General features: G+C 37.8%; 21 protein-coding genes. 5 read left to right on the forward strand and 16 right to left on the reverse strand.

Features of this window, described 5'->3' with window-relative positions; genetic code table 11:
• Positions 1 to 122 precede the first annotated feature (122 nt).
• Complete coding sequence (locus tag K4422_RS05875) at positions 123 to 779, forward strand: Crp/Fnr family transcriptional regulator (RefSeq protein WP_206902996.1); 657 nt, start codon at positions 123 to 125, stop codon at positions 777 to 779.
• A gap of 100 nt (positions 780 to 879) precedes the next feature.
• Here the strand turns inward: K4422_RS05875 and K4422_RS05880 are convergent, their stop codons facing one another.
• The gene (locus K4422_RS05880) at positions 880 to 1,290 is read right to left on the reverse strand and encodes a hypothetical protein (protein WP_230709729.1); all 411 of its coding nucleotides are present in this window, start codon (positions 1,288 to 1,290) and stop codon (positions 880 to 882) included.
• Positions 1,291 to 1,556: 266 nt separating this feature from the next.
• On the opposite strand from K4422_RS05880, the gene K4422_RS05885 reads away from it, so the two are divergent.
• Positions 1,557 to 2,942 (forward strand): M24 family metallopeptidase, encoded by a 1,386-nt coding sequence (locus K4422_RS05885; RefSeq protein ID WP_230709732.1) that lies wholly within the window; start codon positions 1,557 to 1,559, stop codon positions 2,940 to 2,942.
• Positions 2,943 to 3,088: 146 nt separating this feature from the next.
• Here the strand turns inward: K4422_RS05885 and K4422_RS05890 are convergent, their stop codons facing one another.
• The 7 genes from K4422_RS05890 to K4422_RS05920 form a co-directional block, all read right to left on the reverse strand.
• Positions 3,089 to 3,718 carry a YczE/YyaS/YitT family protein gene (locus K4422_RS05890; protein ID WP_230709733.1) on the reverse strand — a complete coding sequence of 210 codons (630 nt, stop codon included), beginning with the start codon at positions 3,716 to 3,718 and terminating at the stop codon, positions 3,089 to 3,091.
• On the reverse strand, positions 3,711 to 5,618 hold the full coding sequence (locus K4422_RS05895; protein WP_230709735.1) for a BglG family transcription antiterminator: 1,908 nt from the start codon (positions 5,616 to 5,618) through the stop codon (positions 3,711 to 3,713). Before K4422_RS05895 ends, K4422_RS05890 begins: the two co-directional genes overlap by 8 nt.
• A gap of 111 nt (positions 5,619 to 5,729) precedes the next feature.
• On the reverse strand, positions 5,730 to 7,175 hold the full coding sequence (locus K4422_RS05900) for a glycoside hydrolase family 1 protein (RefSeq protein ID WP_230709737.1): 1,446 nt from the start codon (positions 7,173 to 7,175) through the stop codon (positions 5,730 to 5,732).
• A gap of 15 nt (positions 7,176 to 7,190) precedes the next feature.
• Positions 7,191 to 7,535 (reverse strand): PTS lactose/cellobiose transporter subunit IIA, encoded by a 345-nt coding sequence (locus tag K4422_RS05905; protein ID WP_230709740.1) that lies wholly within the window; start codon positions 7,533 to 7,535, stop codon positions 7,191 to 7,193.
• Positions 7,536 to 7,549: 14 nt separating this feature from the next.
• A complete protein-coding gene (locus K4422_RS05910; protein ID WP_230709927.1) occupies positions 7,550 to 8,833 on the reverse strand; it encodes a PTS sugar transporter subunit IIC in 1,284 nt (427 codons plus the stop codon).
• 6 nt (positions 8,834 to 8,839) lie between these two features.
• Positions 8,840 to 9,157, reverse strand: coding sequence for a PTS sugar transporter subunit IIB (locus K4422_RS05915; protein ID WP_230709742.1), 318 nt, complete (start codon positions 9,155 to 9,157; stop codon positions 8,840 to 8,842).
• 130 nt (positions 9,158 to 9,287) lie between these two features.
• Positions 9,288 to 10,064, reverse strand: a complete 777-nt coding sequence (locus K4422_RS05920) for an alpha/beta hydrolase (protein ID WP_230709751.1) — start codon at positions 10,062 to 10,064, stop codon at positions 9,288 to 9,290.
• Between the two features lie 205 nt (positions 10,065 to 10,269).
• On the opposite strand from K4422_RS05920, the gene K4422_RS05925 reads away from it, so the two are divergent.
• Positions 10,270 to 10,812, forward strand: a complete 543-nt coding sequence (locus K4422_RS05925; protein WP_206902989.1) for an RNA polymerase sigma factor — start codon at positions 10,270 to 10,272, stop codon at positions 10,810 to 10,812.
• Entirely contained in the window at positions 10,799 to 11,869 is a 1,071-nt protein-coding gene (locus K4422_RS05930) for a DUF4179 domain-containing protein (RefSeq protein WP_230709755.1), read from the forward strand. Before K4422_RS05925 ends, K4422_RS05930 begins: the two co-directional genes overlap by 14 nt.
• Before the next feature lie 68 nt (positions 11,870 to 11,937).
• Here the strand turns inward: K4422_RS05930 and K4422_RS05935 are convergent, their stop codons facing one another.
• The 6 genes from K4422_RS05935 to K4422_RS05960 form a co-directional block, all read right to left on the reverse strand.
• Positions 11,938 to 12,906, reverse strand: a complete 969-nt coding sequence (locus K4422_RS05935) for a LacI family DNA-binding transcriptional regulator (RefSeq protein WP_206902987.1) — start codon at positions 12,904 to 12,906, stop codon at positions 11,938 to 11,940.
• Between the two features lie 384 nt (positions 12,907 to 13,290).
• The gene (locus K4422_RS05940) at positions 13,291 to 16,572 is read right to left on the reverse strand and encodes a GH36-type glycosyl hydrolase domain-containing protein (protein WP_230709756.1); all 3,282 of its coding nucleotides are present in this window, start codon (positions 16,570 to 16,572) and stop codon (positions 13,291 to 13,293) included.
• A 12-nt stretch (positions 16,573 to 16,584) separates the two neighbouring features.
• On the reverse strand, positions 16,585 to 18,735 hold the full coding sequence (bglX, locus tag K4422_RS05945) for a beta-glucosidase BglX (protein ID WP_230709757.1): 2,151 nt from the start codon (positions 18,733 to 18,735) through the stop codon (positions 16,585 to 16,587).
• Between the two features lie 32 nt (positions 18,736 to 18,767).
• Positions 18,768 to 19,598, reverse strand: coding sequence for a carbohydrate ABC transporter permease (locus K4422_RS05950; protein WP_173101934.1), 831 nt, complete (start codon positions 19,596 to 19,598; stop codon positions 18,768 to 18,770).
• Between the two features lie 15 nt (positions 19,599 to 19,613).
• Positions 19,614 to 20,507, reverse strand: a complete 894-nt coding sequence (locus K4422_RS05955; protein WP_206902984.1) for a carbohydrate ABC transporter permease — start codon at positions 20,505 to 20,507, stop codon at positions 19,614 to 19,616.
• Positions 20,508 to 20,658: 151 nt separating this feature from the next.
• Positions 20,659 to 21,909, reverse strand: coding sequence for a sugar ABC transporter substrate-binding protein (locus K4422_RS05960; RefSeq protein WP_206902983.1), 1,251 nt, complete (start codon positions 21,907 to 21,909; stop codon positions 20,659 to 20,661).
• Between the two features lie 279 nt (positions 21,910 to 22,188).
• On the opposite strand from K4422_RS05960, the gene K4422_RS05965 reads away from it, so the two are divergent.
• Positions 22,189 to 23,808, forward strand: a complete 1,620-nt coding sequence (locus K4422_RS05965; protein WP_230709758.1) for a glycoside hydrolase family 13 protein — start codon at positions 22,189 to 22,191, stop codon at positions 23,806 to 23,808.
• 304 nt (positions 23,809 to 24,112) lie between these two features.
• On the opposite strand, the gene K4422_RS05970 is transcribed toward K4422_RS05965, so the two are convergent.
• Both K4422_RS05970 and K4422_RS05975 read right to left on the reverse strand, forming a co-directional pair.
• Positions 24,113 to 24,358: a GlsB/YeaQ/YmgE family stress response membrane protein gene (locus K4422_RS05970; RefSeq protein WP_206902981.1), complete on the reverse strand. Its 246-nt coding sequence runs from the start codon at positions 24,356 to 24,358 to the stop codon at positions 24,113 to 24,115.
• A gap of 468 nt (positions 24,359 to 24,826) precedes the next feature.
• Positions 24,827 to 25,912, reverse strand: a complete 1,086-nt coding sequence (locus tag K4422_RS05975) for an RNA-guided endonuclease InsQ/TnpB family protein (protein ID WP_230709759.1) — start codon at positions 25,910 to 25,912, stop codon at positions 24,827 to 24,829.
• Positions 25,913 to 25,925: the final 13 nt, after the last annotated feature.

A 25,925-nucleotide genomic window follows, 5' to 3' on the forward strand; every position in this document is an offset into this window, starting at 1 on the left:
AAACAAAAAACATTAACATTTGTTATTGTTTTTCTAGCTTTTATCAGTTTAAATAGTGCTAACTGTGTTTTTCTGAAAAAAAATGAAAGTTACGTAAAAAAGGCTAAGGGGCGGTTACTTGAATGGATAATCGAGTGTTGGAGGACTATTTACAAGCTCATGATTTTCCGGTAGTGGTTAAGGAGAAGAAAAAGTATTTAACTTATGAGGGATTGCAAGACTCAAATGTTTACATTTTAAAAAGCGGTACGATTAAAACAAGCGTCATCTCCCGCGATGGACGAGAATTTAATTTGCGCTATATCAACAGCTTGGAAATTGTTTCACTATTAAAAGATGAATATTCCCAATTTATTGATGCACCCTTTAATATTCGCGTGGAATCCTGTAAAGCAGAATTGTATCAAATCGATCGGGTACAGTTTTGGAAAGACATCAATCAAAACTTGGATTTACAGCTTTTTGTAAAAGATTATTACCGCGTGCGTTTGCTGCATTCCATGAAACGCATGCAACAAATGTTGATGAATGGCAAATTTGGTGCCGTCTGCACGCAAATTTATGAACTTTACGATACCTTTGGCGTAAAAACACCCGAAGGCTTATTAATCGATTTTGTCGTTACCAACGAAGAAATTGCGCATTTTTGCGGCATCGCTTCTGCCAGTAGCGTCAACCGCATGATGCAACAACTAAAAGATATGGGCGCCATCACCATGAAAAGGCGAAAAATTATAATTTTAGACCTTGAGATTATTAAGGATAATATTATTTTTTAATGAAGTTGGGTAAAAATTTATCCTTCCGCCGGTAAAAAAACATGAACCAGCAATTTTTGAAGGACTTTGTGCCTCTTTTTGCTGGTTCATGTTTTTTTACTTACTCAATTTTATCACTGTCCACTATCTGTTCAGCTTTCGTCCCATCATTTTTTGCTGCTGTGCTTTCTGCGGAGCGCAATGCTTCCAGATGTTCCAGTTTGCTGTGTAGTTCGGCAATCTTATCTGACAGCTCTTGGTGCATATCTTCATGCCGGCGTTGCATTTTATCCATTTTTGATCGTACCGCCACGCCATTGCCGGCCGCAATGGAAGCCCCCAGTGCGCTCAATACATTCGTGTAATTGCCCAAGACTAATTGGACATTATTATCCGGCGCCCACGAATTTAAGGCTGGAATTAATTTGGTTAAAAAGGCAAAGATGACCAAATAAAAAAATAGAAATAGGTAAATAAAAATAGAAAGCTTGCTGGCTAATAAAGCCGGAATCTTCTTCAATATCTTTTCCATCACAATCCCACTTTCGTCATTTTGAAACTACTTTTAGTTTAGCAGAAAATTGTAAATTGGCGTTGCGATTACTATTGAAATAACTTACTCTGGCTGTACCAATTACAGTAAAAGTACAAAAAAATATGATCGTTTCGCAAAAATACCTACATATTAGCAAAAAAAGAGTAAGAAATGATGAAAAAGACTTCGTTTCTTACTCTTTTTTGCGTAATATAAAAGAAAGAATTGATTCTAAAGACGTAAACCAAGAAAAGAGGTCTCCCATGGCGAAAATTGAATTAAAAAAAGTAACGCCGCCTATCAAAGACAACGAAGCAAAAATTTATCATCTGACCGATGAAACAATGGCGTTACGAAAAGAAAAAGTGTTAGCTGCAATGCAAAAAGAGAACATCGACAGCATCATTATTTATTGCGATTTAGAACACGGCAGTAATTTTTCTTATTTAACAGGTTTTATGACCCGCTTTGAAGAAAGTCTGCTGGTTTTACATCAAGACGGGACCGCTTTTTTCATCTCCGGAAATGAAAATTTGAAGATGAATCAACACAGCCGTCTTTCTGCGACGCTGCTGCATTATCCGCAATTTTCACTGCCCGACCAGCCAATGAACGGTGAAAAATCTTTGACAGCTGTTTTACAAGCAGCAAAAATCTCAAATGAACAGCAAAATATTGGCGTTATCGGTTGGAAAATGTTTACCAGCGCTCAAGAAGACAATCGCAAGCTTTTTGATGTCCCGCATTTTATCCTTGCAGCATTAGAGGCCGCCGCGCCAAAAAGTCAGATTGAAAATCGCAGTGACATCTTTATTCATCCAGCTTATGGTGTGCGTGCAACAAATAACGCCAACGAAATCGCCTATTATGAATTTGGCTCCAGTCTGGCTTCTGACTGCGTATTAAGCGCCCTTGATGCCGTAAACCTCGGCAAAACGGAAATGGCGGTCGCTAGTCACCTCGTGCGCTATGGGCAAACACCAAATGTTATGCCGATTGCAGCTTGTGGCGAGCGCTTTTTGAACGCCTTTATCTCCCCAACTGACAAAAAAATTCAATTAGGAGATAAAATGTCTTTAACGACTGGCTTTAAAGGTGGTTTAGCTAGTCGCAGCGGCTATGTTATTCACACTGCAAAAGAATTACCGAAAGGACAAGAAAATTATTTGTCCAAAGTTGCGCAACCTTACTTTAACGCTGTGACAACGTGGTTAGAGCAAATTGAAATCGGAATGACAGGCGGGCAATTGTATCAAATAATTGAAGATGTCCTGCCCAAAAATACGTATCATTGGCATTTAAATCCTGGTCACTTAACCGCTGATGAAGAGTGGATGTCTTCGCCCGTGAAGGAAAATTCGTCCGTTAAACTCACTTCAGGAATGTTGCTGCAAATTGACATCATTCCTGCGGTCGCAGGCTTTGCTGGCGCCAGCTGCGAAAACGGCGTCGCTTTGGCCGACGCTAACCTCCGCCAAGAGTTAGCCGCAAATTACCCAACAGTTTGGCAACGCATTAAAACCAGACAAGAATACATTCGCCAAACACTTAATATCACTTTACCTGACCACGTCTTGCCACTATCAAGCGGTGTCGCCTTTTACACTCCCTTCTTCTTAGCAAAAGACTTAGCTTTTGTGAAGGGATAAAGAGGAGGCAGGATTAAAAAGGCTAGCCGCAGATAAGTTGCCATAGAGTTGTTTATGCATATGAACATTTTGTCTCTTTTTTATAAAATAGTCACCACAAAATTAGCTTTAATTGCCTAATTTTGTGGTGGCTATTGTTTTAAAAATTATTCTTCTGTTGTCTGTAAAGGAAGTAAAAATTTTGCATTAATTCTCTCTAAAATATGAATAAATGCAGCTATCATGGGACCTAGGGCAAAAATTGCGAAGAGTGTTCCCACTCCCAATGAACCACCTAGTATAAAGCCGATAAACACAATCGTAAAATCAATGGCAATGCGGCTGTATTTCAGTGAAAACTTCAATTTATCGCAAAGACAAAACATAATTCCTTCAACTGGCCCTGCGCCTAAATCTGCTCGCAAATAAATAGCAGTGCCTAAGGCCATTAAAGTAAATCCCGCAATCAAGTAGCTGAAGTTTAAACCAAAAGAACGACCTGTCTCAAATTGAATAAAATTAGCTAAAAAAGAAATCGCCTCACCGAATAAAAGTGTATTAATAATGCTACCGATGCCCAATATTTCTCTTTTATACACAAAAGTACTAAGTAAAAATATGAGACTCAGTAGCTGGCTCCATCGACCAAAAGGAATACTCGTGTGCTGTAATAGTCCCAATATCAAGGTACTGACAGAATCAGATCCCAGATTTGCAGCTACGATAAACTGAACACCAAAACCTGCGACAATTGTCCCAATACAAACAATAATAAGACGCTGTATAATATTATTCATCTGCTTCCACCAACGTTTTCAATTTTAAAATAAATTCTGTGAAATTATCTGTATCTGCGAGCTGTTTGACATTAATCGGTTCTGAAACAATTTCAATAAAAGTTTCAAAAAAGTCATTAAACTCGCTACTTTCTTCTTGAGCAATTGCAACCAGAGCCACCATCCCGACTGAATACTCACTCCACCGGATATTTTCTTGTAATGTCATCACAGAAATAGCACTTTTCCGGGCATTTTGCTCAATCGAGTGCGGAACAGCAATCCCAGATGGAAAGCTTGTTGGCGACATTTCTTCTCTTTTTTCCATCGTCGCGGCAAATTCTTTACCGACGTAGTTTGCACAGAGCATTTTTTGAAACATTTTTTTGCGAATATCTTCTGGCGTACTATTAACGGGATCAAATTGTCCAAAATAAAGATCTTCTACGACAAAACGATCGATTAGCTGAAACATTTTTTTACGCCAACAACTCTTTTTCTTGGCTGCAACGCGTTTTTGCACTTTTTCCAAATCTTTTCGAGTCAAAATAGGGTGAACATACACTGCCCCATTAGTCTCTATTGCTTTCTCTCGATCAGAAGTTAAATAAACATCGCATTCTTGGATTTCGCTGACTTGATCTTTCACTTCAATGATTGCAATATCTTCCCCTAAAGTATTCCGTAAATTCTGAATATTTGTTGTTTCAAAATCATGATAATCCGTTACATCCACCAAGACCCTTAATTTAGGCCCACTATCTTTTTTACTTTCTAAATAGGCTCCAATATGCAGTGCAATAAAAGAAATCTCATCATCATTAAACCAAATGGCCAGTTTTTCTTGCAATAACATTGAAATATAGACGGCAATATCATACGTTAAAGGATAGGCTGTTTTAATATCTAATAGGCTACTATTGCGGGTGAAATGTTCATACTGCGAGCGATTATACAAGCTTTGCAAATGGATCGCCAATTTATTAAAGAAGGCTTCATCTTGCAAATCAATAAGATAGGTCTCTTTCACTTCTTTTAGTACTTCTTGTAGTGTCTCAATAAAACGAAAATCAACAAATTCTGATAATGAACTTTCTTTATGATTAGCTAAAAACTCATTTTGCAACCCAATAAAAAGTAACGCCAACTGTTGTATCTCAGAATTTGAGAAGTTAATTTGATAAAAATGGGAGAGGATATCTGTAATTTCTTTACTCAGTTGATATTCAGTGGAATCTTTTTTCAAAGGAGAATCTTTCATCAATTTTAAATCGTTTCCTTGACGGATACGCTCAATGCTGATTGCAAAGTGTAAAACAATATTATTCATAGAATATTGATTAATTTTTATCTTGTGTAGGGCCAAGACATCACGAATTCTTTGCTCTAAATCGGTCAAAGAGATTTCTCCAATCATATCTTGAATATGATATTTCAATTTTTCTTGGTAATCTCCTTCATTATAGAGTAACGAAATCATATAGCGTCTTTTATCCCGTTCTGATCCAGTCAGTCGAATTGTATTTTCTCTAATACTCAATTTTAAATTTTTAGTTTGCATCTCCTGGCGCAAAATCTGAATATCATTTTTCAACGTCGATTCAGAAACGTATAGTGTATCCGCCAAATCATACAGGTCAATTCCCGCAACTGTACTTTTGAGCAACAGTAAAAACAATTGTGCTTTACGGTCTTCATTTATATCATTATGCTTTTTATGACGGATCTTCATATTTGTATTGATCCGATAGCCTTGACTGCTTGAAAGAATTTGCTGCTCTGTTTCATTAATTTGGGCTACTTGATTGCGAATCGTTCGAGTAGTACAACCGCAAAATTCTGCTAGTTCGCCTGCAGTCACCCAACGCTGCTGATTTTTTGTGAGGTATGCCATTAGCTCTTTTTGTCTTTTGGTGGCCACTTTTTTTCATCTCCCATAGCGTTTACTTTACAGAAATTTTCCCCAGGAAATACTCTAAAAAGGTGGATACGAAAATAGTAAACTCGTATCACACCTATCAACTACTGTAATTTATAGTTTTTCTCCGTTAGATTCAATCACATCTTTGTACCAATAAAAACTATCTTTTTTGATACGGGTCCCACTACCGTTACCCTCATTATCCAAGTCAACATAGATAAAACCGTATCGTTTTTCCATTTGCGCTGATGAACAACTAATAATATCAATTGGTCCCCATGCACAATACGCAATTACACCTACTCCGTCATACATTGCGCGTTTAATTTGCTCAATATGGCGAGCTAGATAGTCAATTCTATAATCATCGTGAACTTCACCATCTTCTAGCTTGTCATACATACCAAAACCATTTTCAGCAATAATAATTTCTTTACCATAACGATCCCAATATTGCGATAATGAATTGTATAAGCCTTTTGGATCTACCGCCCATCCCCAAGGATTAGCTTTCAAATTAGGGTTTGGTGTCACCGAGGCTGGATTCATGTCGTTTTTCTTCGCGTCAACCATTTGTGAATAGTAATAAGAGATTGCAAGATAGTCCATTGTGTTTTCTTTTAATATCCGCTTATCTGCGTCAGTTATCTCAAGATGAATATTATTTTCTGCAAAATAATTCAAAGCGTATTGTGGATATTCTCCTCTAAACTGTACATCCGTATAAAAATATTCCATACGATTACGGCGCAGTGCTAAATTGACATCATCTGGATCACAAGAAAATGGATAAGCGGTACAATCTGCGACCATCGTGCCAATTTGCATGTCAGGGTTAATTTTCTTTCCATATTCATAGATTTTTGCACTCGCAACAAACTGGTTATGCACTGCTTGATAGCTTGCTTCTTCATAGTTATCTACTGTGTCATATGGAACTGCGGTGGAATTAAATGGTTCAAATTGAATTAGATTAATCTGATTGATTACAATCCAATATTTCACTTTATCTTTGTAGCGATCCAAAATTGTTTTTCCGTATTTTACAAATAGATCAATCACTGTTCGGTTATTCCAGCCACCATATTTTAGCGTGATTTCGACTGGTGTTTCATAATGCAACATGGTGATAATCGGCTCCATACCCAGTTCACGAATCTTATCAATTAATGCATCATAATAAGCTAATCCGGCCGCATTTGGTTCTGTTTCTTCACCTGTAGGAAATATGCGCGTCCAATCAATGGACGTACGGAAAGTTTTGAAACCCATTTCCGCTAGTAAAGCCAAATCTTCTGGATACGTATGATAAAAATCAATGCCATGACGTTTAGGGTAATAACCTGTTTTATCTACCATATTTTCTTTGACTTGTGCTACTGACATACCCTTGTGCTGTTCAGCTGCAATTTCTTCATTTGTTTTATCGGGATAGTAGCGGTGCAAATCGGCTAAACTTACACCTTTGCCAGCTACTTTATAAGCGCCTTCTGCTTGGTTGGCTGCAATCGCGCCCCCCCAAAGAAAATCTTTTGGAAATTTATATTCTGCAAACATTGAATATCCCCCTAATTAATTATTTTTTGCTGCGAACTTTCTAAATAGGCGGACCATATGTTCACCAATTAAAATCTCGCTTTGTGCCGTCATTAATGTATCTTGCGCGTGGCAAAATAGTGTTGAATAACGAATTTGTTCACCTGACGCCTCCATTTGTAAAGTCTCTGTCTGCAGCCCATGAGCTACGACAACTTCTTTGCGGGCAGCCTTTACTAAGTCCTCTGCTACATCAAAATCCATTTCTTCTAATGCATTTAATCCTTTAACTAAAAGTTCCCGAGCATTCCCAGCGTGAATTAAGATATTCATGGATAATTCATTTAAACTATCTGTTTCTTCAACATACTGTTGTGACATACTAATTCCTCCAATTATTGAACAGGTGAAGCTTGCATCGCTTTTGCTTCTGCTGCTTCTTGTTCCTCAGCGATTTTTTCTTGTTTTACTAATGAATTATCATAAGCTTTGAAAAATGGTAAGAATACAAACCAAGTAATAACAAAAATCAAAGCGCAGATAATAACGGCACGAAAATCTTGTGTTGCTAAATAGGAAGTAAATGGATACGGCATATACCAAAGTAAGAATGACTGACTTGGAATATTCACTACACCCATGCTCATTACAACATAAGAAATCGTTGGTACAATTAACGCATTAATCCACATTGGTACCATCAAATACGGATTAAATGCAATTGGTGCTCCAAATACAAGCGGTTCATTAATATTGAAAATAGATGGCACAAATACAGCTTTACCGATTGCTTTTAACTGTGCTGATTTGCTTAAAAGTAGCATCATGACAGACAATGCCAAGGTTGTACCCACACCGCCCATTGAAGAAAAAGCATAACAAGTTTCTTGTGTTGCAATATTAACTGCTTCCCCGCCGCTAGCGACAGCTTCTGCGTTGGCTGCTAAACCAGCCATATATACTGGATAAATTGCCGGCATCATTACCCAACCAGAAATCCCAAAAGTATATAAGAACACTGGAATGAAGACAGACAATACAAATCCTGGGTAAGATTGCACAATAGTTGCAAGTGGACTAAAGGCCCAAACAACAACTTCAAAGAAATCAACGTTCATTTGAACGGTAATAAACCAACCCACTAATAAAATGAATGTAATTGGCAATAAGCTATTAAACCAACCTACTACAAAATCTGGAATTGGTGTATCTTCATCAAATAAAGATTTTTTTGCTGCAAAATTCATGATGCATGAGACAAACAATCCTGAAATAATTGCTAAAAACATTCCCGTAGCACCAAAACGTGAAAGAATAAATGTGGCATTTCCTTCAGCTGTCACAGTCGGAAATAACAACATCATGAATAAAACCAAGCCAGTAGCACCCGAAATTAATTTTTGACCACTGTTTCCTTTTTTCTCCATTAAGTAATAAGGGATTAAAAATGAAACTACTAAACCAAACATCCCAAAAGAAAAATTACTGATCATCGAAAAATCTGGCAGTCCACTAAATATATTTTTTAATAACGAGACAACTGTCACCAATGACCCGACAAATACTAACGGCAAAGCTGCCATAATAGAATCTTGAATTGCCGACACCCATGGATTTTTAACAACCTTATTAACTTTTGGCGCAAATTTATTCGTCATAAAGTCCATAATTTTATTCATCATTGTCTAACCCTCCATACTTAGAATTAAATCCAATGCCTTATCACCATTTAAAGTTCCATATGTTGCTTGTGGAATAACAGCTACTTTTACATCTTTTCCTTCAGTTTGTACTTTTAATTCATCCAACATATAAGACAAGTGTGGCCCGATTAGAAGATAATTAATTTCATTAATTCGCTCATCTAGCTGTGACTCACTTGCTGCTTTTACCGTTACTTCTTCTCCACGTTTTTTTGCTGCTTTTCTAATTGAAGCTGCCATAAAACCACTTGACGCTCCCGAGCCACAAATTAATAAAATATTTTTTGCCATATTTACCATTCCCTTCTCTTTCTTACATGCTTAGTTTAGCTAGTTTGGTATCCGCTTTCAAACCGACATTTTTCCTACCGGTAGGAAGTTTTTCCTATGTACCACGTTAAGATAAAAAACTCTGGCAAAAATAATTTTGTCAGAGTACATTTTTATTTTCCTCATAAATCCCCGCAAAGCGCTTCAAAACTAGCTCAATCGCTCCCTCCCAATAATCCCAATTGTGATCGCCGGGACTTTCTTGGTATTCAAAATTACGCAAAGTTTTTTTGGCTATTTGTAAAAAGCGTTGATTATCGGCGTAAACAAAATCTTCTGTCCCACACATTTGAAAAAAATGCGTCTCGCAAGATTTTTCTACTAGCGCCGGATTTTTTAGTAAAGCAAATAAATCATTACGGCTATCTGTAAGTAAATCCAAATCACCAAAAATGGCCGCAAGATGCTTTTTACGCTCAGGTTTTTGGCGCCATATATTTACAACGTCTAGTGCACCTGACAAGGAAGCTGCAGCGCAAAATTGTTCGGGATATGTTAGCGCCCATTTAAAAGCACCGTATCCTCCCATGGAAAGCCCAGCGACAAAAGTTTTCTTTTTTTGCGGCATAATTTGAAACCATTGCGCAATTTTTTGTGGTAATTCTTTCGTCAAAAAAGTGAAATAATCGCCTCCTGCAATCATATCCGTATAATAACTTAAACCTACTTGCGGCATCACAATGACAAAAGGGTATGCTTGCGCTTGTCGTATTAAATTTGTACTATCAAGCCACGCATTGCAATCATCCGACCACCCATGCAGCAAATAAAGTATTGGCGCCTCTGCTATCATTACCTCATTATCTGGTAAGTAGACATTGACACTGGTGCTCAAATCTAAAACTTGTGATTTAAAATTCATCCGACAAATTGTCATAAAAAAACTCCTTTGTATGTGAAGTAAAATAATTAGAATATATTTTTAAAAGATTTAAACTTACATTTGTACCCATTGCGTTATCTTTTATCAGCAACACTATTTTTAAATTTTTTTTGCAACCAAATGTCAACTTCCTCACTCTAATGTATATAAAAGAAAAGGGGGACTCCTTAAATGCTAACCCAGAAAAAAGGAATATTACATGAAAACTGAAATCAAGTTAGTTAAAAAAGCACAAAAAGGCGACCATACAGCTTTTTTCTCATTGATGAAGAATTATGAAGTGAGATTGTACAACTTAGCCAAACGATTTTTACATAACGAATATGATATTGCAGATGTCTTGCAAGAAACGACAATTAGCGCCTATGAAAATCTAAATCAATTAAAACAACCGCAATATTTTTACACCTGGCTTTGTAAAATATTGATTAATAAGAGTAAAGCTTTACTTTTGAAAAATAGTAAAGTAAGCATTGGATTTACCTATGAAAATCTTACTCAAAATGCAAGTTCTCAAAAATTGGATTTCGAATTGTCTCTAACACTTGAAAATCTTTTAGATGAACTAAAGGATACCTATAAAATTCCGCTTGTGCTTTATTATTATAACGGCTTTTCCGTTAAAGAAATCAGCGAAATTTTAAATGAACCCGTTGGTACGATTAAATCAAAGCTCAGTCGCGGGCGCAATTTAATCAAAAAAGAATTGAAAAAGCAGGAGGTATTCCATGAAAAATTTTGAAGAAAAATTAGAACAAAGTCTAAAAAAAGAGTATCCCCTCTCAAAAGAAGCCCGTTTCGCCTATGATGAAGCCTATACTACCATTGCAAAGAAAAACACGTCTGTGACAAAAAAAGCTAGAAATTTTTGGCACAATCGTAAATTTATGCTGGCTCTAACCAGTGCTGCCTTTATTTTTCTACTTTTAGGTGTTTCACCAATTGGTAGCGCCATTGCCAATTATTTGCAGTTTGGCCAATTCACATCAAAAACATTAAAAACAAAAGGATTTGTTACCAAACAAAACAGTCAACAAACAACAAAAGAAATTCAGATTGCCGTAAAAGAAGTTTATGCGGATACCAATGAAATTGGGATACATTTTGCTATTGCTTTACCGCAAAAATCCAAATTAACAAACCCTAAAATCGACCAATATGCTTTGAACTTTGCTCTTAAAAATGCTGATGGTAGTCTTATTTTTGATTTAAATACTGGCCTTAGTTCAAATGGCCTTGCTGGTAGTGTTTCTGGCTCGCAACATTATGATAAAAAAACAAATCAGCTAGATTTATACTATCGCTATCACACTGCTGATAAAGCTATCCCCGTTTTAAAAAACAGCACAATTATCGTTACAAGTCTGACAGGGAACTTTAAACGTGAAGATAAGCCTGGATTTTCCTATCAAAAAGAAGGAAGTGATTATGAAAAAATAACCGGTCGCTGGGAACTGCCTATAAAAACAAGTCAGATTAAACCTTTTTCAACATTAAGATTTGAAACGATAGCCAATAGTACTATCGCGTTAACAGCTCACGTAACACCCACTACTTTTACAGTTATCGTCCCACATTCTTTTGAAACACTTAAAAATATCAGTTCCGCTGAAATTTATCTAACAGCAACATCTAGTACAAAAAACAGCACCCAAATAAAATATCCTCTATCTTCCATCAACGCTTCAAAAACTATTGAAAAAGAAGATATTTTGACCTTTGATTATCCAGCATATGACACGTATCAAAAAATCACCTTACACCTTGGCAAAAAGGAATTTTTCTTTCTGTTAAATTAAAAAACTCCAGCCGCAATTTCCAAGTACGATTGAAGTCATACTTGGAAATTGCGGTAATTGGAGTTTTTTTAACTTAGTGAACTACCAGAGACAAAGGTGGTGTAGATAGCTTCATCTTCGACTTTTTCACCTTGAATCAGGCGAATAATTTTTTCGGCAGCGACCATGCCCCATCGATGTTTAGAATAGGCGATTGTCGCCAATCGTGGTGTTAAAAATGAACTAATTTCAATATTATCAAAGCCGACAATCCGAATATCTTGTCCAATTTTTTCTGGCCGATCTGCGAAAAATTTGTAAATCCCAACGGCCATTTCATCGTTGAAGGAAAAAATATCAATTGGTGTTTCACTTTGTTTTTGATCGAGCCTCTCCGCGATTTTCTCAGCGGCGGCGTAGCCAGAAGGTTCTGTGAAATTTCCTTCAATTATTTCATAACTAATATTGAAACGCGTTAATTCTTTCGTGCTGGCTAACAAACGTTGTTCATTATCATAACCCATTGAACCGGTTACCAGATAAACATGTTTCGTCTGTGCCGCAACTAATCGCTCAATCGCTAAGGTTGCACCACCTTTGTTATCTAATAAAACGCGGGAAATATTGTCGTTGGCAATTTCACGATCCAATACCACCATTTGATGACCACGATTTGCGAGCATTTCAATTTCTTTGGTTTGGAAAGTCCAATCCAAGATAATCGCCCCATCCACCATTCGTTCTGGAATAAATAAGTGTGATTTTTGCCCACTGCAAACAATCATTTCATAATCGTAAGCCGCTAGTCCCCGTTTGATCCCGTCTAATAATTCACCATAAAAGCTACCAGCATAATCGGCTAGGTAGACACCGATAATGTTTGTTTGTTGTCTTTTTAAAGTGCGGGCGGCCATGTTGGGGACATAGTTCAGCTCATTGGCGATTGCCATGATCTTCTGGCGGGTTTGTTCTGTTACTTTGGTGCTGCCGTTTAAAGCATATGAAACTGTTGAAATCGATACCCCTGCGGCTTTTGCTATATCTTTAATACCAACCATGTGCCTTACGCTCCTATTTCATTTTAATGTATTCATTTTTTTGAAAAAAATGAGTCCTATTTTCTCTTCGTGTATCATTTCACATCAGCAAAAATCGCTGTGAGAAACTGACATCCTATTTCATTTTAATGTATTCATTTTTTTGAAAAAAATGAGTCCTATTTTCTCTTCGTATATCATCTCACATCAGCGAAAATCGCTGTGAGAAACTGACATCCTATTTCATTTTAAGCAGATCTATTCTTTTCTAAAAAACAAGTCCAAACATGTGTCACGTTTAGCCTTAAAAACTGCTTTTTCTAAAACTCGCAGAAAGAATTCAATTGTCGTTTCACAATTGAATTTCCTTCTGCTACGTTTTTTCAAATACTTATACCTTCAAGGCTAGCAATAAACAGCAATTTGATTGCCGTCTTTCAAATATTCTTTGAAGTCTTTTTTGTCTATGACAAAGCCACCGGTACGATATGGGTTCGCTTCTATTTTTGTTTCCACCACTTTACCATTGATTACGACTTTGCGCTTTTTATCTGCTGCAGTATAAAAAGTGATCGCTACTGGTGCATCAGCTAGAGCATAATTTACTTTAAGTCCGTCAAGTTCTGCCGGTAAAACGGGATCTAAGACGATTGTTTTACTGTCTTCTCTTAGGCCTAAAACATTCGTTAACAGTTGATTTAAGTAAATTCCCGGGCCGCTAGAATAAATCCGCCAGCCGCCTTTGACGTCAACGCTTCCATCTCTTAGTTTACCAAAGTTTTCCTGTGCTTCATATCTTGTTTTGAAATCGCCATCAGAACTACTGAAATACACATTGGCTTGGCGTAATTTAGCATTTTTTACCCGCTCTTTTAAATTAATTGGGTTAATGGTTTGTAATGCCCGCCAAGTTTCCTCTGTTTTGCCTAATTTTGCCATTGCCTCGGTAAAACGAATGTGGGCGTGAACGTATTGCAAACCAATTTCCCGCCCAAAGTTAGCGGCTTGTTCGGCCCGTTTAAAGTTAGTGCTCACACCGCCGGCATAATGAGCAGGACGATTCATCAAGCGTACGCCATCTGGAAATTGCAAGTTTTCTTTGATCACAGCCAAATGAGCTTGTGCTTGTTTAGGTGTTAGTAATTCTGCAATCATACTGCGAGTCATTGGCAATAGACGGTATTGAATTCCGGTCTTTTTGTCAGTTGGATGAATCATTAATTCAGGCGTGCCATCTTCTTCCATATAAACAAAGCCAGGAATAACATCGGTGCCTAAAATATATTTTGTAAAGTCTGTTTTAATACCAGCTACAAGTTTTTCTAAATGTTGGCTGTAGGCGGCATCTTCTGTCGCTAAAACGTGACTTAATTTATTCATAACTTGGTATGTTAAAGCGACAGTCCAACTAGAGGCCATATGTTTTTTCAAACGGCTGTCATAAGGTTGCAAAGTATCGTCCCAATCACCATCGCCATAGCAAGATAAATACGTTCCCGCTAAGAAATTATCTTCGATATATTGAACTTCTTTTTTCAAGTGGTCAAATAACGTGTAGCTTTCAGCCGTTTTATGGAAATCACTGCGTTTTGTATAAGGCAATTTTTCTTGCAAGATACTGTAATCCGCTGTTTTAGCTAAATAATCTGCAATAATTTTCATTGGCCAAACGATTACATCCCCATGGCTTTCATCAGCTTTTTGCGTTTCATAACGATCAAACATGAACCATTGCGGCCAGTTGCCGTCATCGTCAAACTGGTTGGCATACACCTTTTTAATAATATCTTTTACAACTTCTGGTCGGTTAATTGCAAAGAAAAATTCAGTTGGACCTTGGGAAACATCCCGCGTCCCCCAGGCAGCCCCGCCATATTGTTCTAAACCATGTGGGGATAAGTAGTGAACGAGCATATTGTGAACATACCAGCGGCTCAAATAATTCATACTGCTAACGTCTGCCGTTTCGTGCTCCAATTTGAAATTGTGTAATAAGCGGTCAACAAAAGCTACATAGGCTGCATCTTCTGCAATCAAATCCGTTTTGGTTTCAACAAAATCTGCCCCTGTTAATGTGCCTTGGATAATACTTTCAAAACCTGAAACATCTTCTAAAACTACAACTTGCAAGTCAGAAGATTCTACTCCAAAGAGACTTTCATCTGTCACGCTAAATGCTGTATCCATGGTCATATAATAGGTCAAATCAGGGTATTCACTGTTTACAGGTGAGCTTGCTGCCGGTTTAATCGTCATTTGATTGCCCGTTTGTGTCATTTGATACGTTGGCGTTTCTTGTGCCCCCATCAAAAGATGACTCGTTAAAGCAAAGGTATAATTTTTGCCAATGGCACTGTGGCAATTCAGACGAATTTCGCGGCCATTTGCAATCGTATAGGTCGTAATTGTCAGTAAATCATCGTCTAATTGGTAATACCAAGTTGCCGAATTTAAGCCCATTTCAAAAGCAGAAGGCATGGTTAGAACACGCCAGTTCTCGCCTTCTTTTACATACAGGCGTTGACCAGAATGTTTTAAAACATTTAAGCTGTTACGGCTGTTACTCATTAATTTATTCATGGAAGTGTTGCCTAAAACCACTTGGGAGTTGAAAATTCCGTACATATAAGCTGTCGTTGCTAGAAGCGGTTTATCGACAGTTAAGTCCGTTCCACTTAGTAAAATGTGGCCGGTTGCCCGTTCCATCTGTTCTTCTTTTTCTTGTAAAACCACGTGGTGATAATTTGGTGTAAAGAAAGACAATACGCTGCCATCAACTACTTCAACTTGGTTTTTTTCTGGGAATAAGGCATCAATTTCAGCGGCAGTTAATTTTTTCCCCGTTAAAGGCGCACCGATTTTTTTCTGACGCGTGTTTCCTTGTTCATTTTGTAAAACTACTGGTTTCTGGTAGGCTGCAGCAACTTGCTCTTTGGTAAAAAGTGCTTCTGTTATTTCTTTAGGATGATTATTTTTAAAGCCGCCGTAAAAAACTACTTCTGCTTCACCTTGTAAAGTCATTTTTTCAGATTGTAATACGGGATAAGCAAACTCGTATTGATAAACTTCATTTTCAAATTGATCAATCGCTAAAGCTTGCGGTGTCGCTGTAGTTTTATAGTTTGTTCCAAAGAATTGATAGCCATCGGTTAAAAAGCCGCGGTTTTTCGTTAAGCTACCATGTTCCACTACTGGAAATTCTCCACCTTGTGGTTGGTTTTGACGTGAAGTAATAATATAGCCGTTTTCTTGTTGTGTTACTTTGTGGTCAACATATTGGGACATGTATGCTTCGTTTGATTGCACAGCACCTTTGGCGGCGTTGCCTAAATCCTGCCCAAAGATGACATCCACAACTTGTCCTTCACCTTTTAATGTGATCGTCCAAAACCAGATATTTTTTTTGCTTAAGGTAAAGTCCACTTGGTACCTAATTTCTTCAACGCTACCTTGCCACGTTACGCCATTTTCATTTTGCGAAAAAGTACTGTTAGTATTTGAACCAATTAAAGGTATCGCTGTGATTTTTTCATCAAAAATACGTAAATAAATTTGATTGACGCTACCATCTAAGGCGTTACCATCTAATTGATTAATCATAATTTCATTGCTGCACAACTCGTATAAATCCCCTGTGGGTAAAAATGCCGCTTGGACATCTCCGGCGTTCAAAATGATTTGCTTCATTGTTTTGGCTCCCTACTTCACTAAATTAAATGTTACCGCAGTTAAATCACGGCTGTTTGGTCCCACCATTGCCAAAAAGGCACCTGCATCACTAATCCTTCTTTGATCTTGATGGACATAGCGCAACATCTCTTCTGTAATGGCAAAAGAAACTTTGCGGCTTTCTTTACCGGCTAAAACAACTTGCTGGAAGGCCTTTAATTCTTTTATCGGACGTACAACTTGTCCCACTAAATCTTGAATGTACAACTGCACTGTTTCTTTGCCTGTTTGCTCACTTTCATTTGTGATTGTCACTGTGAGCAGAATTTGGTTTTCTGGCGTTAATTCTGTCTGGTCAATCACGACGTCTTGATAAGAAAATTGGCTATAACTTAAACCAAAGCCAAAAGGATATTTCGCATAATTGGAGACATCCAAATATTTTGAAACATATTTTTCATTCGGTGCACTCTCATAAGGGCGGCCCGTGCTATCACAATTGTAAAAAATCGGTACTTGGCCAACGCTTTCAGGAAATGACATGGACAAGCGCGCCGTTGGATTAAAGGCCCCCCATAAAATATCGGCTAAGGCATTTCCAGCTTCTGTACCTGCAAACCATGCTTCCACAATGGCTTTGGCTTCATCGATGCCATTTAAATCCAAAGGACGACCATTGTATAAGGTCACAATAATATTGGGATTGACTGCTTTAACAGCTTCAAACAAGGCAATTTGCGCTTTTGGCAAAGTAATATCGCTACGACTTGCCGCTTCGCCGCTCATCCATTCTGCTTCGCCTAAAGCCAACACAACTTTATCGGCTTTTTGCGCCAATGAAACGGCTTCTGCCACAGCTTTTTGACTTGGGGCAAAGTAATCAAACTCTTCTTTGCCGACTAATAAATGTGAGCTATACGCTTGGGCCCCTTCTAAAAGTGAAACGGCTTCTTCCATTTTTCCTTGCCAAGACCAAGCCCCTAAAACATCGTGACTTGCAGCCGCGGGGCCAATAATTGCAACTGTTTCTTCTGAATTTAAAGGTAGAATATCTGCTTTATTTTTTAATAAGACGATTGATTTTTGCGCGATTTCACGAGCTGCTTGGCGATGCTCGGGTGATAAAATCACCTTTTCATCTTCAACACTGGCACCACGATAGGGATTTTCAAATAACCCCAAATCGTTTTTCAATTCTAAAATGCGTAAGACAGCTTCATCTAATAACGCTTCATCCACACTGCCTTCTTCAATTAATTCCGCTAAATAATGGGTGTAACAGGTCGTCATCATTTCAATATCAACGCCAGCTTCAATGGCTAATTGCGCCGCTTGTTTTTCATCAGCGGCAACACCGTGAAAAATCAATTCCTTTACTGCGCCCCAGTCTGAAATCACGACGCCGTCAAAATCGTATTCTTGACGTAAAACATCCCGGAATAACCACTTGTTCCCCGTAGCAGGAATGCCGTCAACGGTATTAAAGGAGGTCATAACTAATTTAGCACCGGCATCTAAAGCAGCTTTATACCCTGGTAAATAACTTTCCCGCAACTGTCTTTCTGACATATTGACAGTATTGTAATCCCGACCAGCTAAAGCTGCCCCATAAGCTGCAAAGTGTTTTACACAAGCGGCAACGCGCGTGAAGTCATTTTTTAAGTCATCCCCTTGATAACCTTTAACAAAGCTTTCAGCAAAGCGGGCATTTAAATATGGATCTTCTCCTGTAGATTCCATCACCCGGCCCCAACGTGGATCTCTTACCAAATCGACCATTGGTGAAAAGGTAACGTGTAAGCCAGAAACTGCTGCTTCTTTGGCAGAAATTTGCGCCATTTCTTCTGCGGCTGCTAAATCCCAACTGCTGCCAAGAGCCAATGGAATCGGAAAAATTGTGCGAAAGCCGTGAATAATATCGGCCATTAATAGTGTAGGAATACCCAAGCGATTTTTTTCCATATACTCTTTTTGAATTCGCTTGGCTTCACTGGCTCCGGCTAAACCTAAAATAGTACCGGCATTTTGAATATTTTCATCTTTTAAGCCCATTTCTGTCATGGGACCAGTTTTTTCTTCTGCGGCCTGTGAATAAAAATCGGCAGCCAATTGTAAAAGCTGATCGACTTTTTCAGCCAATGTCATTTCTTGTACCAATGCAGTTAATTTTGCCTGTTCCATTGCTGCATCCTCCTTTAGCTGGTGCGTTTTTTTTATTTATTTCCTGAAACGTTATAGCCTTCCAAGATATATTTTTGTAAGAACATGAAGATGATTAAAATTGGCACGACCATAAAGGTTGAACCTGCCATCTGTAGGGAGTAATTATTCGCATATTGTCCTTTTAACAACTGCAAGCCAACAGATAAGGTGTAATATTTTTCGTCGTTTGCCATAATCAACGGCCATAAGAATGAATTCCAACCACCGATAAATGTCGCAATCCCTTGTACGGCCAACACCGGTTTGGAAATAGGTAAAACGATGCGGGTGAAGATATACCATTCACTTGCGCCATCCAAGCGAGCAGCTTCTAAAAGTTCATTGGAAATAGCGGAAGCAAATTGGCGGAATAAAAAGATCCCATATGCCCCCACTAAGCCGGGCAAAATAATCCCTGCCATAGTATTGGTTAATTTTAAAGAGTTCATGATCAAGTAAACAGGAATCATCGTTACCTGACCGGGAATCATCATTGTTGCTAAGACCAAGTAAAACAAAGGTTCACGGCCTTTAAAGTTGTATTTGGCAAAGCCAAAACCTGCCATAGCGTTAAAGAACATGCCTAAAAAGGAGAAGGCTACAACGATTAACGTATTTTTCAAATACACGATAAAATTGAAGGCACCGAATAACTCTTTGAAGTTATCCATAGAAAAATGTTCCGGTAAAATTTTCGGAGGAAATTGCATAATCTCCGCATCTGTTTTAAAAGAAGAAAGGATCATCCATACAAAAGGAATCATCCAAATAATCGCACCAATGGCTAAGGCAATCCCGATTGCAATTTTGGCACGACGGTTACTTTGCATTTCTTTTGTCATCTTTGATTACCTCACTTATAATTGATTTTCTGCATTTTTGCGTTGCATTCTAAATTGTAGCAATGTCACGATAATGATAGCTGCAAATAAAATGAACGATCCCGCTGCAGCATAGCCAAATTTACTTAATTGGAAACCATTGCGGTAGATAAACAACGCAACAGAAGTCGTAGAATCTAGCGGTCCACCATTGGTTAAAACAAATGGTTCTTCGAAGAATTGCAACCAGCCGATTAAAGTTGTGACGGTAACAAAGAACGTTGAAAAGCGTAACGACGGAATGGTAATGTACCAAGTTTGCTGCCGTTTTGAAGCACCATCTAGTGAAGCGGCTTCATATAATTCTTTTGGAATACCTTGAATGGCAGCCAAGAAAATCAACATATTGGCCCCGACTGCGCGCCATACCCCTAAAATAATTAAGGAAATTTTTGCCATGACCGGATTGGTTAACCATGGCACCGCATCAATGTGTAAAAGTGACAACAAATAATTTAAAAAGCCGAAACTTGGATTATATAAATAGGCAAAAACTACTGCCACGGCAACCACGTTTGTAATCGCCGGTGTGTAAAAAATCATCCGAAAAGCAGAAAAAATTCGATTTTTACCAAAATTAATCATTAACGCCAAACCCATTGATAAGGCAATAACAACCGGCACCCCGAATACCACGTAAAAGAGCGTATTTTTAATACTCTTTAGAAAAACAGGGTCCAAAACAATATCTTGATAGTTTTTAAACGCAACAAATTTAATTTGTGACCAGTCGGCGAGTCCAACAAGACTCATATCAGTAAAACTAATAAAAAATGCAACAAAAATAGGAATAATTGAAAATAGCAAAAGTAAAATCAAGGCTGGAGCAATGAAAAGATATGGTGCTTTGGTGGTTTTGGCTTTTCGCAATGGAAGCGCCCCCTTCAAAATAATTTCGTGAATTGTAGGAATTGACAAAAGCAAGGAGTGGTTAAAAGTCCAAACAGGACTTTTGGACCACTCCTAAAAAATTTGTGGTGACGATTTAACACTTCTTAGCTGTTAAATTTTTATACCACGATTATTTGTTTAAAGTAGTTTCTGACTCTTGGTTGAAAGCGTCCATTTCTTTTTGAACGTTGGCGCCGCCAAGATAGATTTGTTCAAAGTGTTTCAAGTAGTTTTGTGCGATTTCTTCAAATTCAGGGATTAAAGGCATTGGTTCAGAGTTTTGTAATTGTTCGTTAAAGACGCTGTAAACAGGATCAGATTTCAAAGAATCATCTTCCCAAGCTTTTAACGCAGTTGGAAGTGCGTCAGTTAATTTCATCCACTCTAATTGGTTTTCAGGACGGGCCATAAATTCGATGAATTTCGCTGCATCATCTTTTTTCTTAGAGTATTCAAAAATAGTTAAGTTTGAGCCACCCATTGAAGAAATGTTGTTTTCTTTTTTCGGCAATGTTGCAATCGCCCATTTGCCATCTACATCTTTTACTGTGTCTTTTACAGTTTTTGCCATCCAAGGACCACTGATAAACATTGGTACCATTGCATCGTCACCAGAGAAAGTTTGCGATACATCCAAACCTAAATCTTCTTTTGGTGAGTAACCTTTTTGGATAAAGTCATTCAAGTAAGAAACAGCGTCAACAAAAGGTTTTTTATTGAAGACAGGTTTGCCATCTTCTAATAATGGTGAACCATTTTGACGAGCAAACATAAAGCCTAGTGTTTGTTCTTTGCTGTCGATGTTGATACCGTATTTGTCATCGCCACGAGCAGCTAATTTTTTAGCAGCATCTTCTAATTCTTCCCAAGTTTTTGGCGCTTCTTTATAGCCAACTTTTTCTAAAACATCAGTACGGTAAAATAGTACGCGTGTTTCAGCTGCCCACGGAATACCGTAATATTTGTCGTCAAATTTTGTCGTTTCAACAGAACCATGATAGAAGTTTTCAGCTTTTAAATTGTCGTATTTTTCAATGTACTTGCTCATGTCTGCTAAAGCACCAGCTTTTTGGAATTCAGGCATCCAAGTTGTCCCCATTTGCAATACGTCTGGGCCACTCTTAGAAGCAACAGCTGTTAATAATTTATCGTGGGCATTTGACCAAGGAATAGACTGGATTTTAACTTCGATCCCAGTTTCATCTGTGAATTTATCCGTCATTTTGGATAATTGTTTCACTTCTTCTCCCATACCCCAAATATTTAAGACCTTGTCATCTTTAGCAGAATCTCCGCCAGAACCTGACCCGCAACCTGCTAAAACACCCAGTGTCATCGCTGCTGTTACACCCAATAAACAAAGCTTTTTCGAAATCTTCATCTTTCTTCCTCCGTATTTCATTTTTGGTGAAACGTTTCTACGAACAGAGTATATAATGCCGTGATTCAATTTGCAACCGTTTTCTACGATTTTTTATAAAAAAACTTTTCACAACGAGTAAAATCAGCGTTAAATAAGCATTCATCAAAAATTAAATGACAATATTTTAATAAAACAACCATTTGAAAACAATTTCATGGTAAAATCTAGCTGCAAATATTTTACCAAATAAGAAAAACGTTTCACTAAAAGTTTATTTTTTTTGAAAGGAGTTTTATCATGGCATCAAAATGGTGGCAACAAAGCGTTTTTTATCAAATTTATCCCCGGAGTTTCCAAGATAGCAACAATGACGGCATTGGCGATATTAAAGGAATTACCGCGCGTTTATCTTACTTAGAAAAATTGGGGATCGACGCCATTTGGCTCTCGCCAGTTTTTGCATCTCCTAATGTCGATAATGGCTATGATGTGAGTGATTATTGCGCTATTATGCCAGAATTTGGCACGATGGCAGATATGGAAGAATTAATTGCCACAGCAAAAAAAGCGGGCATAAAAATTATCATGGACTTAGTAGTCAATCATACCTCCAGTGAACATCCTTGGTTTAAAAAAGCCTTAGCAGGCGATCCACATTATAAGGATTATTACATTTTTCGTTCTGATAAAAATGGATTGCCAAATGACTTAAATTCTTTTTTTGGCGGCTGTGCGTGGGAACACTTGCCCGCAACAAACGAATATTATTTCCATCTATTTGCCAAAGAACAACCCGATTTGAATTGGGAAAATCCTGCTGTCCGCAAAGAAGTATGGCAAATTATGAATTTCTGGCTGCAAAAAGGCGTCGGTGGTTTTCGCTTAGATGTGATCGAATTAATTGGTAAAATTCCCGATCAAAAAATTATTGGGGACGGCCCCGCCTTACATCCATATTTACAAGAAATGTATCGCGAAGTTTTAGCAGGACACGACGTTGTAACCATCGGCGAGACTGGCAGTGTCACGCCATTAACTGCTCCTTTGTATACAGATCCTAAGAGAAAAGAGCTGTTGATGGTCTTTCAATTTCAACATATGGCCTTAGATGAAGTTGCCAAAACTTCAAAATGGAATTTGAAGTCCTTAAATGTCTCCGAGTTAAAAACGGTGCTATCCCGCTGGCAAACAGACTTACCAAAAGAAGCTTGGAATAGTTTATTTTGGAGTAATCACGACCAACCACGGATTTTATCTCGTTGGGGCAATGTAGCTGATTACCCCACGAAAAGCAGTAAGATGTTGGCCATTTTACTCCATTTGATGCGGGGGACTCCTTTTATTTATCAAGGTGAAGAATTGGGCATGACCAACCAATACGTCGATAAAATTAGCCAATTAGATGATATTGAAAGTATTCATTACTATGAAGAAGAAAAAGCTAAAGGCAGCAGTGAGGCAACAATTTGGCAAGCCATTAATACTAAAGGACGTGACAACGCCCGTACGCCAATGCAATGGTCTAATGTGCCTAATGCTGGCTTTACAGGAGAAAACGTAACTCCGTGGTACAATTTAAATCCCAACTACACAACTATTAATGCGCAAACCCGGCTGGATGATCCTGAATCCATTTTTTACACCTACCAAAAATTAATTCAGTTGCGAAAAAATTATCCGCTAATTGTCTGGGGAGATTATGACTTACTGGATACCGCTGAAAATATTTTTGCCTATACTCGTAGCTACGAAGGGGAAACTTGGCTTATTTGTGCGAATTTTTCTGACAGCAAACAAGCAGTCTCATTGCCTTATGCCGCCACAGAAACGATTATCACAAACTATCCCCATACGTATCACCATTTAAATCAGTTGAACTTACTGCCTTACGAAACATTTGTCGTAAAACTAGCATAAAAAAAGCAAGTGCAGGCAAAGTCTCGTGACTTTACCTGCGCTTGCAGTTTTTTTAATTACAGACAGATTTTTAGTAGGTTTTGCCACCCATTAAAATGACACCTACACTTTTACTGTCGGTTATATCATTTATATCATCCTAGGATTATACTTCTATCTGATTGCAAACATTCTAATTATTTAACCAAAAGATAGACCACGATTGTAAATTGAATTCCTGTTTTTTTCAATCCGAATCATTTCAGCAAATTTATAACTTGTCACAAAATGACGACCTATTACTAATAAAATAAGCTGACTATGTCTATGCTTTTCTACCAAAAAAGAACGATACGACTGCCACTAAAATAACTGCACCAATAATAGAAGGTACAATTGCCATTCCAGCTAGAGTTGGACCCCAATGACCCAATAAAGACTGCCCAATCGCAGAACCAATTAGACCGGCAACGACATTTGCAATAATTCCCATTGAACCACCTTTATTTGTAATCGCACCTGCGATCGCACCAATGACACCACCAACGATTAATGACCAAATTAAACCCATTTTCACTCACTTCTTTCTACCAATATTTATAATAATTTTCATTTTATTGCTTTTTTGGGTATCCATAGAATACCCTCTTCTTGCCTAAATTAAAAACAAAACGACTTATTTTTATCTTTTTTATGCAATATATTTTATTTTTTAGAAAATTTTAGGCGGATTTATTTTGTGGGGTGCAAAATGACGTGTTCGAACTTTTTTCAGTCAAAAAAAACATAGACCAAGTCATTTACATAACTTAGCCTATGCCCCAGCCTCTTTTTAAAGAAGCTGACAATGGTTTATCATAATTAGTGAGCGGATTCCTAGAAACAAAAGTGCTGATGCACTTTTTATATACCCAAGGCGATCCCTGGAGCCCCTTCCAGTTCTTAAAAAAGAAACACTTTGCAGTTAGTGTTTCTTTTTTTATCTGTCAGAAATAGTTTTTCAATCAAATTCTCTTAAACTAAAAAAATTTTCTAATTATTAGTTGGCTTTTTGCTTTGAACAAAAGACTAACTCTTTTTCATACCAATCGGCTTTATATTTCAATTTCAAGAGGAGACGATTCCAGTCACTTAAAGTAAATTTCTCTTCAATATTTTGCAAAACTGGGGTATTTTGATTATTTTTCTGCGTTTTAAGGGCTTTGTTGCCCTTGTTTTTTGTTTCATCGTCTCCTGCTGCTGGCATTGTGACCACGATACAATCAAATTGGCGCACAAGAGCAATCGACAGTTGTTCTGTAAAGTCTTCTTTTTGCTTCATTTTGCGGATATATAGTTGTTGGAGGCGCAATTTTTGTTTTTGATAATTTTTAGCTTGTTCCAACTTTACATTGCGCCGCTGTGCACTCTTAGCTCGGATGGCAAGGCGCCGCTGCGCTTTTTTTAGCTGTGCTAAAAGTTGCACTTGGCAAAGCGTCGGTATGCCGCGCACTGCCACACTTGGCTCAATTAGTGTTGTCCCATTATAGGTAATTTCAATTTTGCTACCTGTTTTTGGCAAAGCAGTACTATCTTCTTCACATAATAAAGAAACATAAAATTCCTGCCAATTTTTAGCAGAGATAGTGGCCGAGCGAATTTTTCCCGTCACATTACGATGTTGATGCAACAAAACTTTACTTTTTAACTTTGGAAGCTTCAAGCCATCTTTTTCAAGATAAATAGTATGACCTTGATTATTTGTAGTATAAGACTGCCACGCACTTTTTTTGCTCTTTAGTTTCGGATAACTGGCATGGCCGCGATAATAATTTTGAAAGGCTTTTTCCAAGTTACGTTGCGCATTAGCCAAAGCTAAACTATCCGTCGCTTTTAAAAACGAATACTCCTTTTTTAGTTTAGCTGGCGTTAACTTTTGCGTCTTTAACCGCCCTGAAGCTGGATTTGTAAAAGTTTCGCTATTATCTTGATAGTTTGTCTGCCGCAGTGTCAATAACGTGTTATAAGTAAAACGAACACAGCCAAAAGTTTGAATAAAAAATTTTTTTTGCGCTTCATCAGGATAAAGCGCAAATTTATAAGCTTTTAATATTTTAATTGGTACCTGCCTCCCCTCACTGATCATTACTTCAGTTGTG

The sequence above is a fragment of the Enterococcus sp. SMC-9 genome (genome assembly GCF_021011285.1).
Classification (GTDB): Bacteria; Bacillota; Bacilli; order Lactobacillales; family Enterococcaceae; genus Enterococcus_C; species Enterococcus_C montenegrensis.

What these genes read in the sequence shown, in the direction of transcription:
- K4422_RS05875 (WP_206902996.1), top strand. Translation starts at nt 123, where the DNA reads ATGGATAATCGAGTGTTGGAGGACTATTTACAAGCTCATGATTTTCCG.
- K4422_RS05880 (WP_230709729.1), bottom strand. Translation starts at nt 1,290, where the DNA reads ATGGAAAAGATATTGAAGAAGATTCCGGCTTTATTAGCCAGCAAGCTT.
- K4422_RS05885 (WP_230709732.1), top strand. Translation starts at nt 1,557, where the DNA reads ATGGCGAAAATTGAATTAAAAAAAGTAACGCCGCCTATCAAAGACAAC.
- K4422_RS05890 (WP_230709733.1), bottom strand. Translation starts at nt 3,718, where the DNA reads ATGAATAATATTATACAGCGTCTTATTATTGTTTGTATTGGGACAATT.
- K4422_RS05900 (WP_230709737.1), bottom strand. Translation starts at nt 7,175, where the DNA reads ATGTTTGCAGAATATAAATTTCCAAAAGATTTTCTTTGGGGGGGCGCG.
- K4422_RS05905 (WP_230709740.1), bottom strand. Translation starts at nt 7,535, where the DNA reads ATGTCACAACAGTATGTTGAAGAAACAGATAGTTTAAATGAATTATCC.
- K4422_RS05910 (WP_230709927.1), bottom strand. Translation starts at nt 8,833, where the DNA reads ATGAATAAAATTATGGACTTTATGACGAATAAATTTGCGCCAAAAGTT.
- K4422_RS05915 (WP_230709742.1), bottom strand. Translation starts at nt 9,157, where the DNA reads ATGGTAAATATGGCAAAAAATATTTTATTAATTTGTGGCTCGGGAGCG.
- K4422_RS05920 (WP_230709751.1), bottom strand. Translation starts at nt 10,064, where the DNA reads ATGACAATTTGTCGGATGAATTTTAAATCACAAGTTTTAGATTTGAGC.
- K4422_RS05925 (WP_206902989.1), top strand. Translation starts at nt 10,270, where the DNA reads ATGAAAACTGAAATCAAGTTAGTTAAAAAAGCACAAAAAGGCGACCAT.
- K4422_RS05930 (WP_230709755.1), top strand. Translation starts at nt 10,799, where the DNA reads ATGAAAAATTTTGAAGAAAAATTAGAACAAAGTCTAAAAAAAGAGTAT.
- K4422_RS05935 (WP_206902987.1), bottom strand. Translation starts at nt 12,906, where the DNA reads ATGGTTGGTATTAAAGATATAGCAAAAGCCGCAGGGGTATCGATTTCA.
- K4422_RS05940 (WP_230709756.1), bottom strand. Translation starts at nt 16,572, where the DNA reads ATGAAGCAAATCATTTTGAACGCCGGAGATGTCCAAGCGGCATTTTTA.
- bglX (WP_230709757.1), bottom strand. Translation starts at nt 18,735, where the DNA reads ATGGAACAGGCAAAATTAACTGCATTGGTACAAGAAATGACATTGGCT.
- K4422_RS05950 (WP_173101934.1), bottom strand. Translation starts at nt 19,598, where the DNA reads ATGACAAAAGAAATGCAAAGTAACCGTCGTGCCAAAATTGCAATCGGG.
- K4422_RS05960 (WP_206902983.1), bottom strand. Translation starts at nt 21,909, where the DNA reads ATGAAGATTTCGAAAAAGCTTTGTTTATTGGGTGTAACAGCAGCGATG.
- K4422_RS05965 (WP_230709758.1), top strand. Translation starts at nt 22,189, where the DNA reads ATGGCATCAAAATGGTGGCAACAAAGCGTTTTTTATCAAATTTATCCC.
- K4422_RS05970 (WP_206902981.1), bottom strand. Translation starts at nt 24,358, where the DNA reads ATGGGTTTAATTTGGTCATTAATCGTTGGTGGTGTCATTGGTGCGATC.
- K4422_RS05975 (WP_230709759.1), bottom strand. Translation starts at nt 25,912, where the DNA reads ATGATCAGTGAGGGGAGGCAGGTACCAATTAAAATATTAAAAGCTTAT.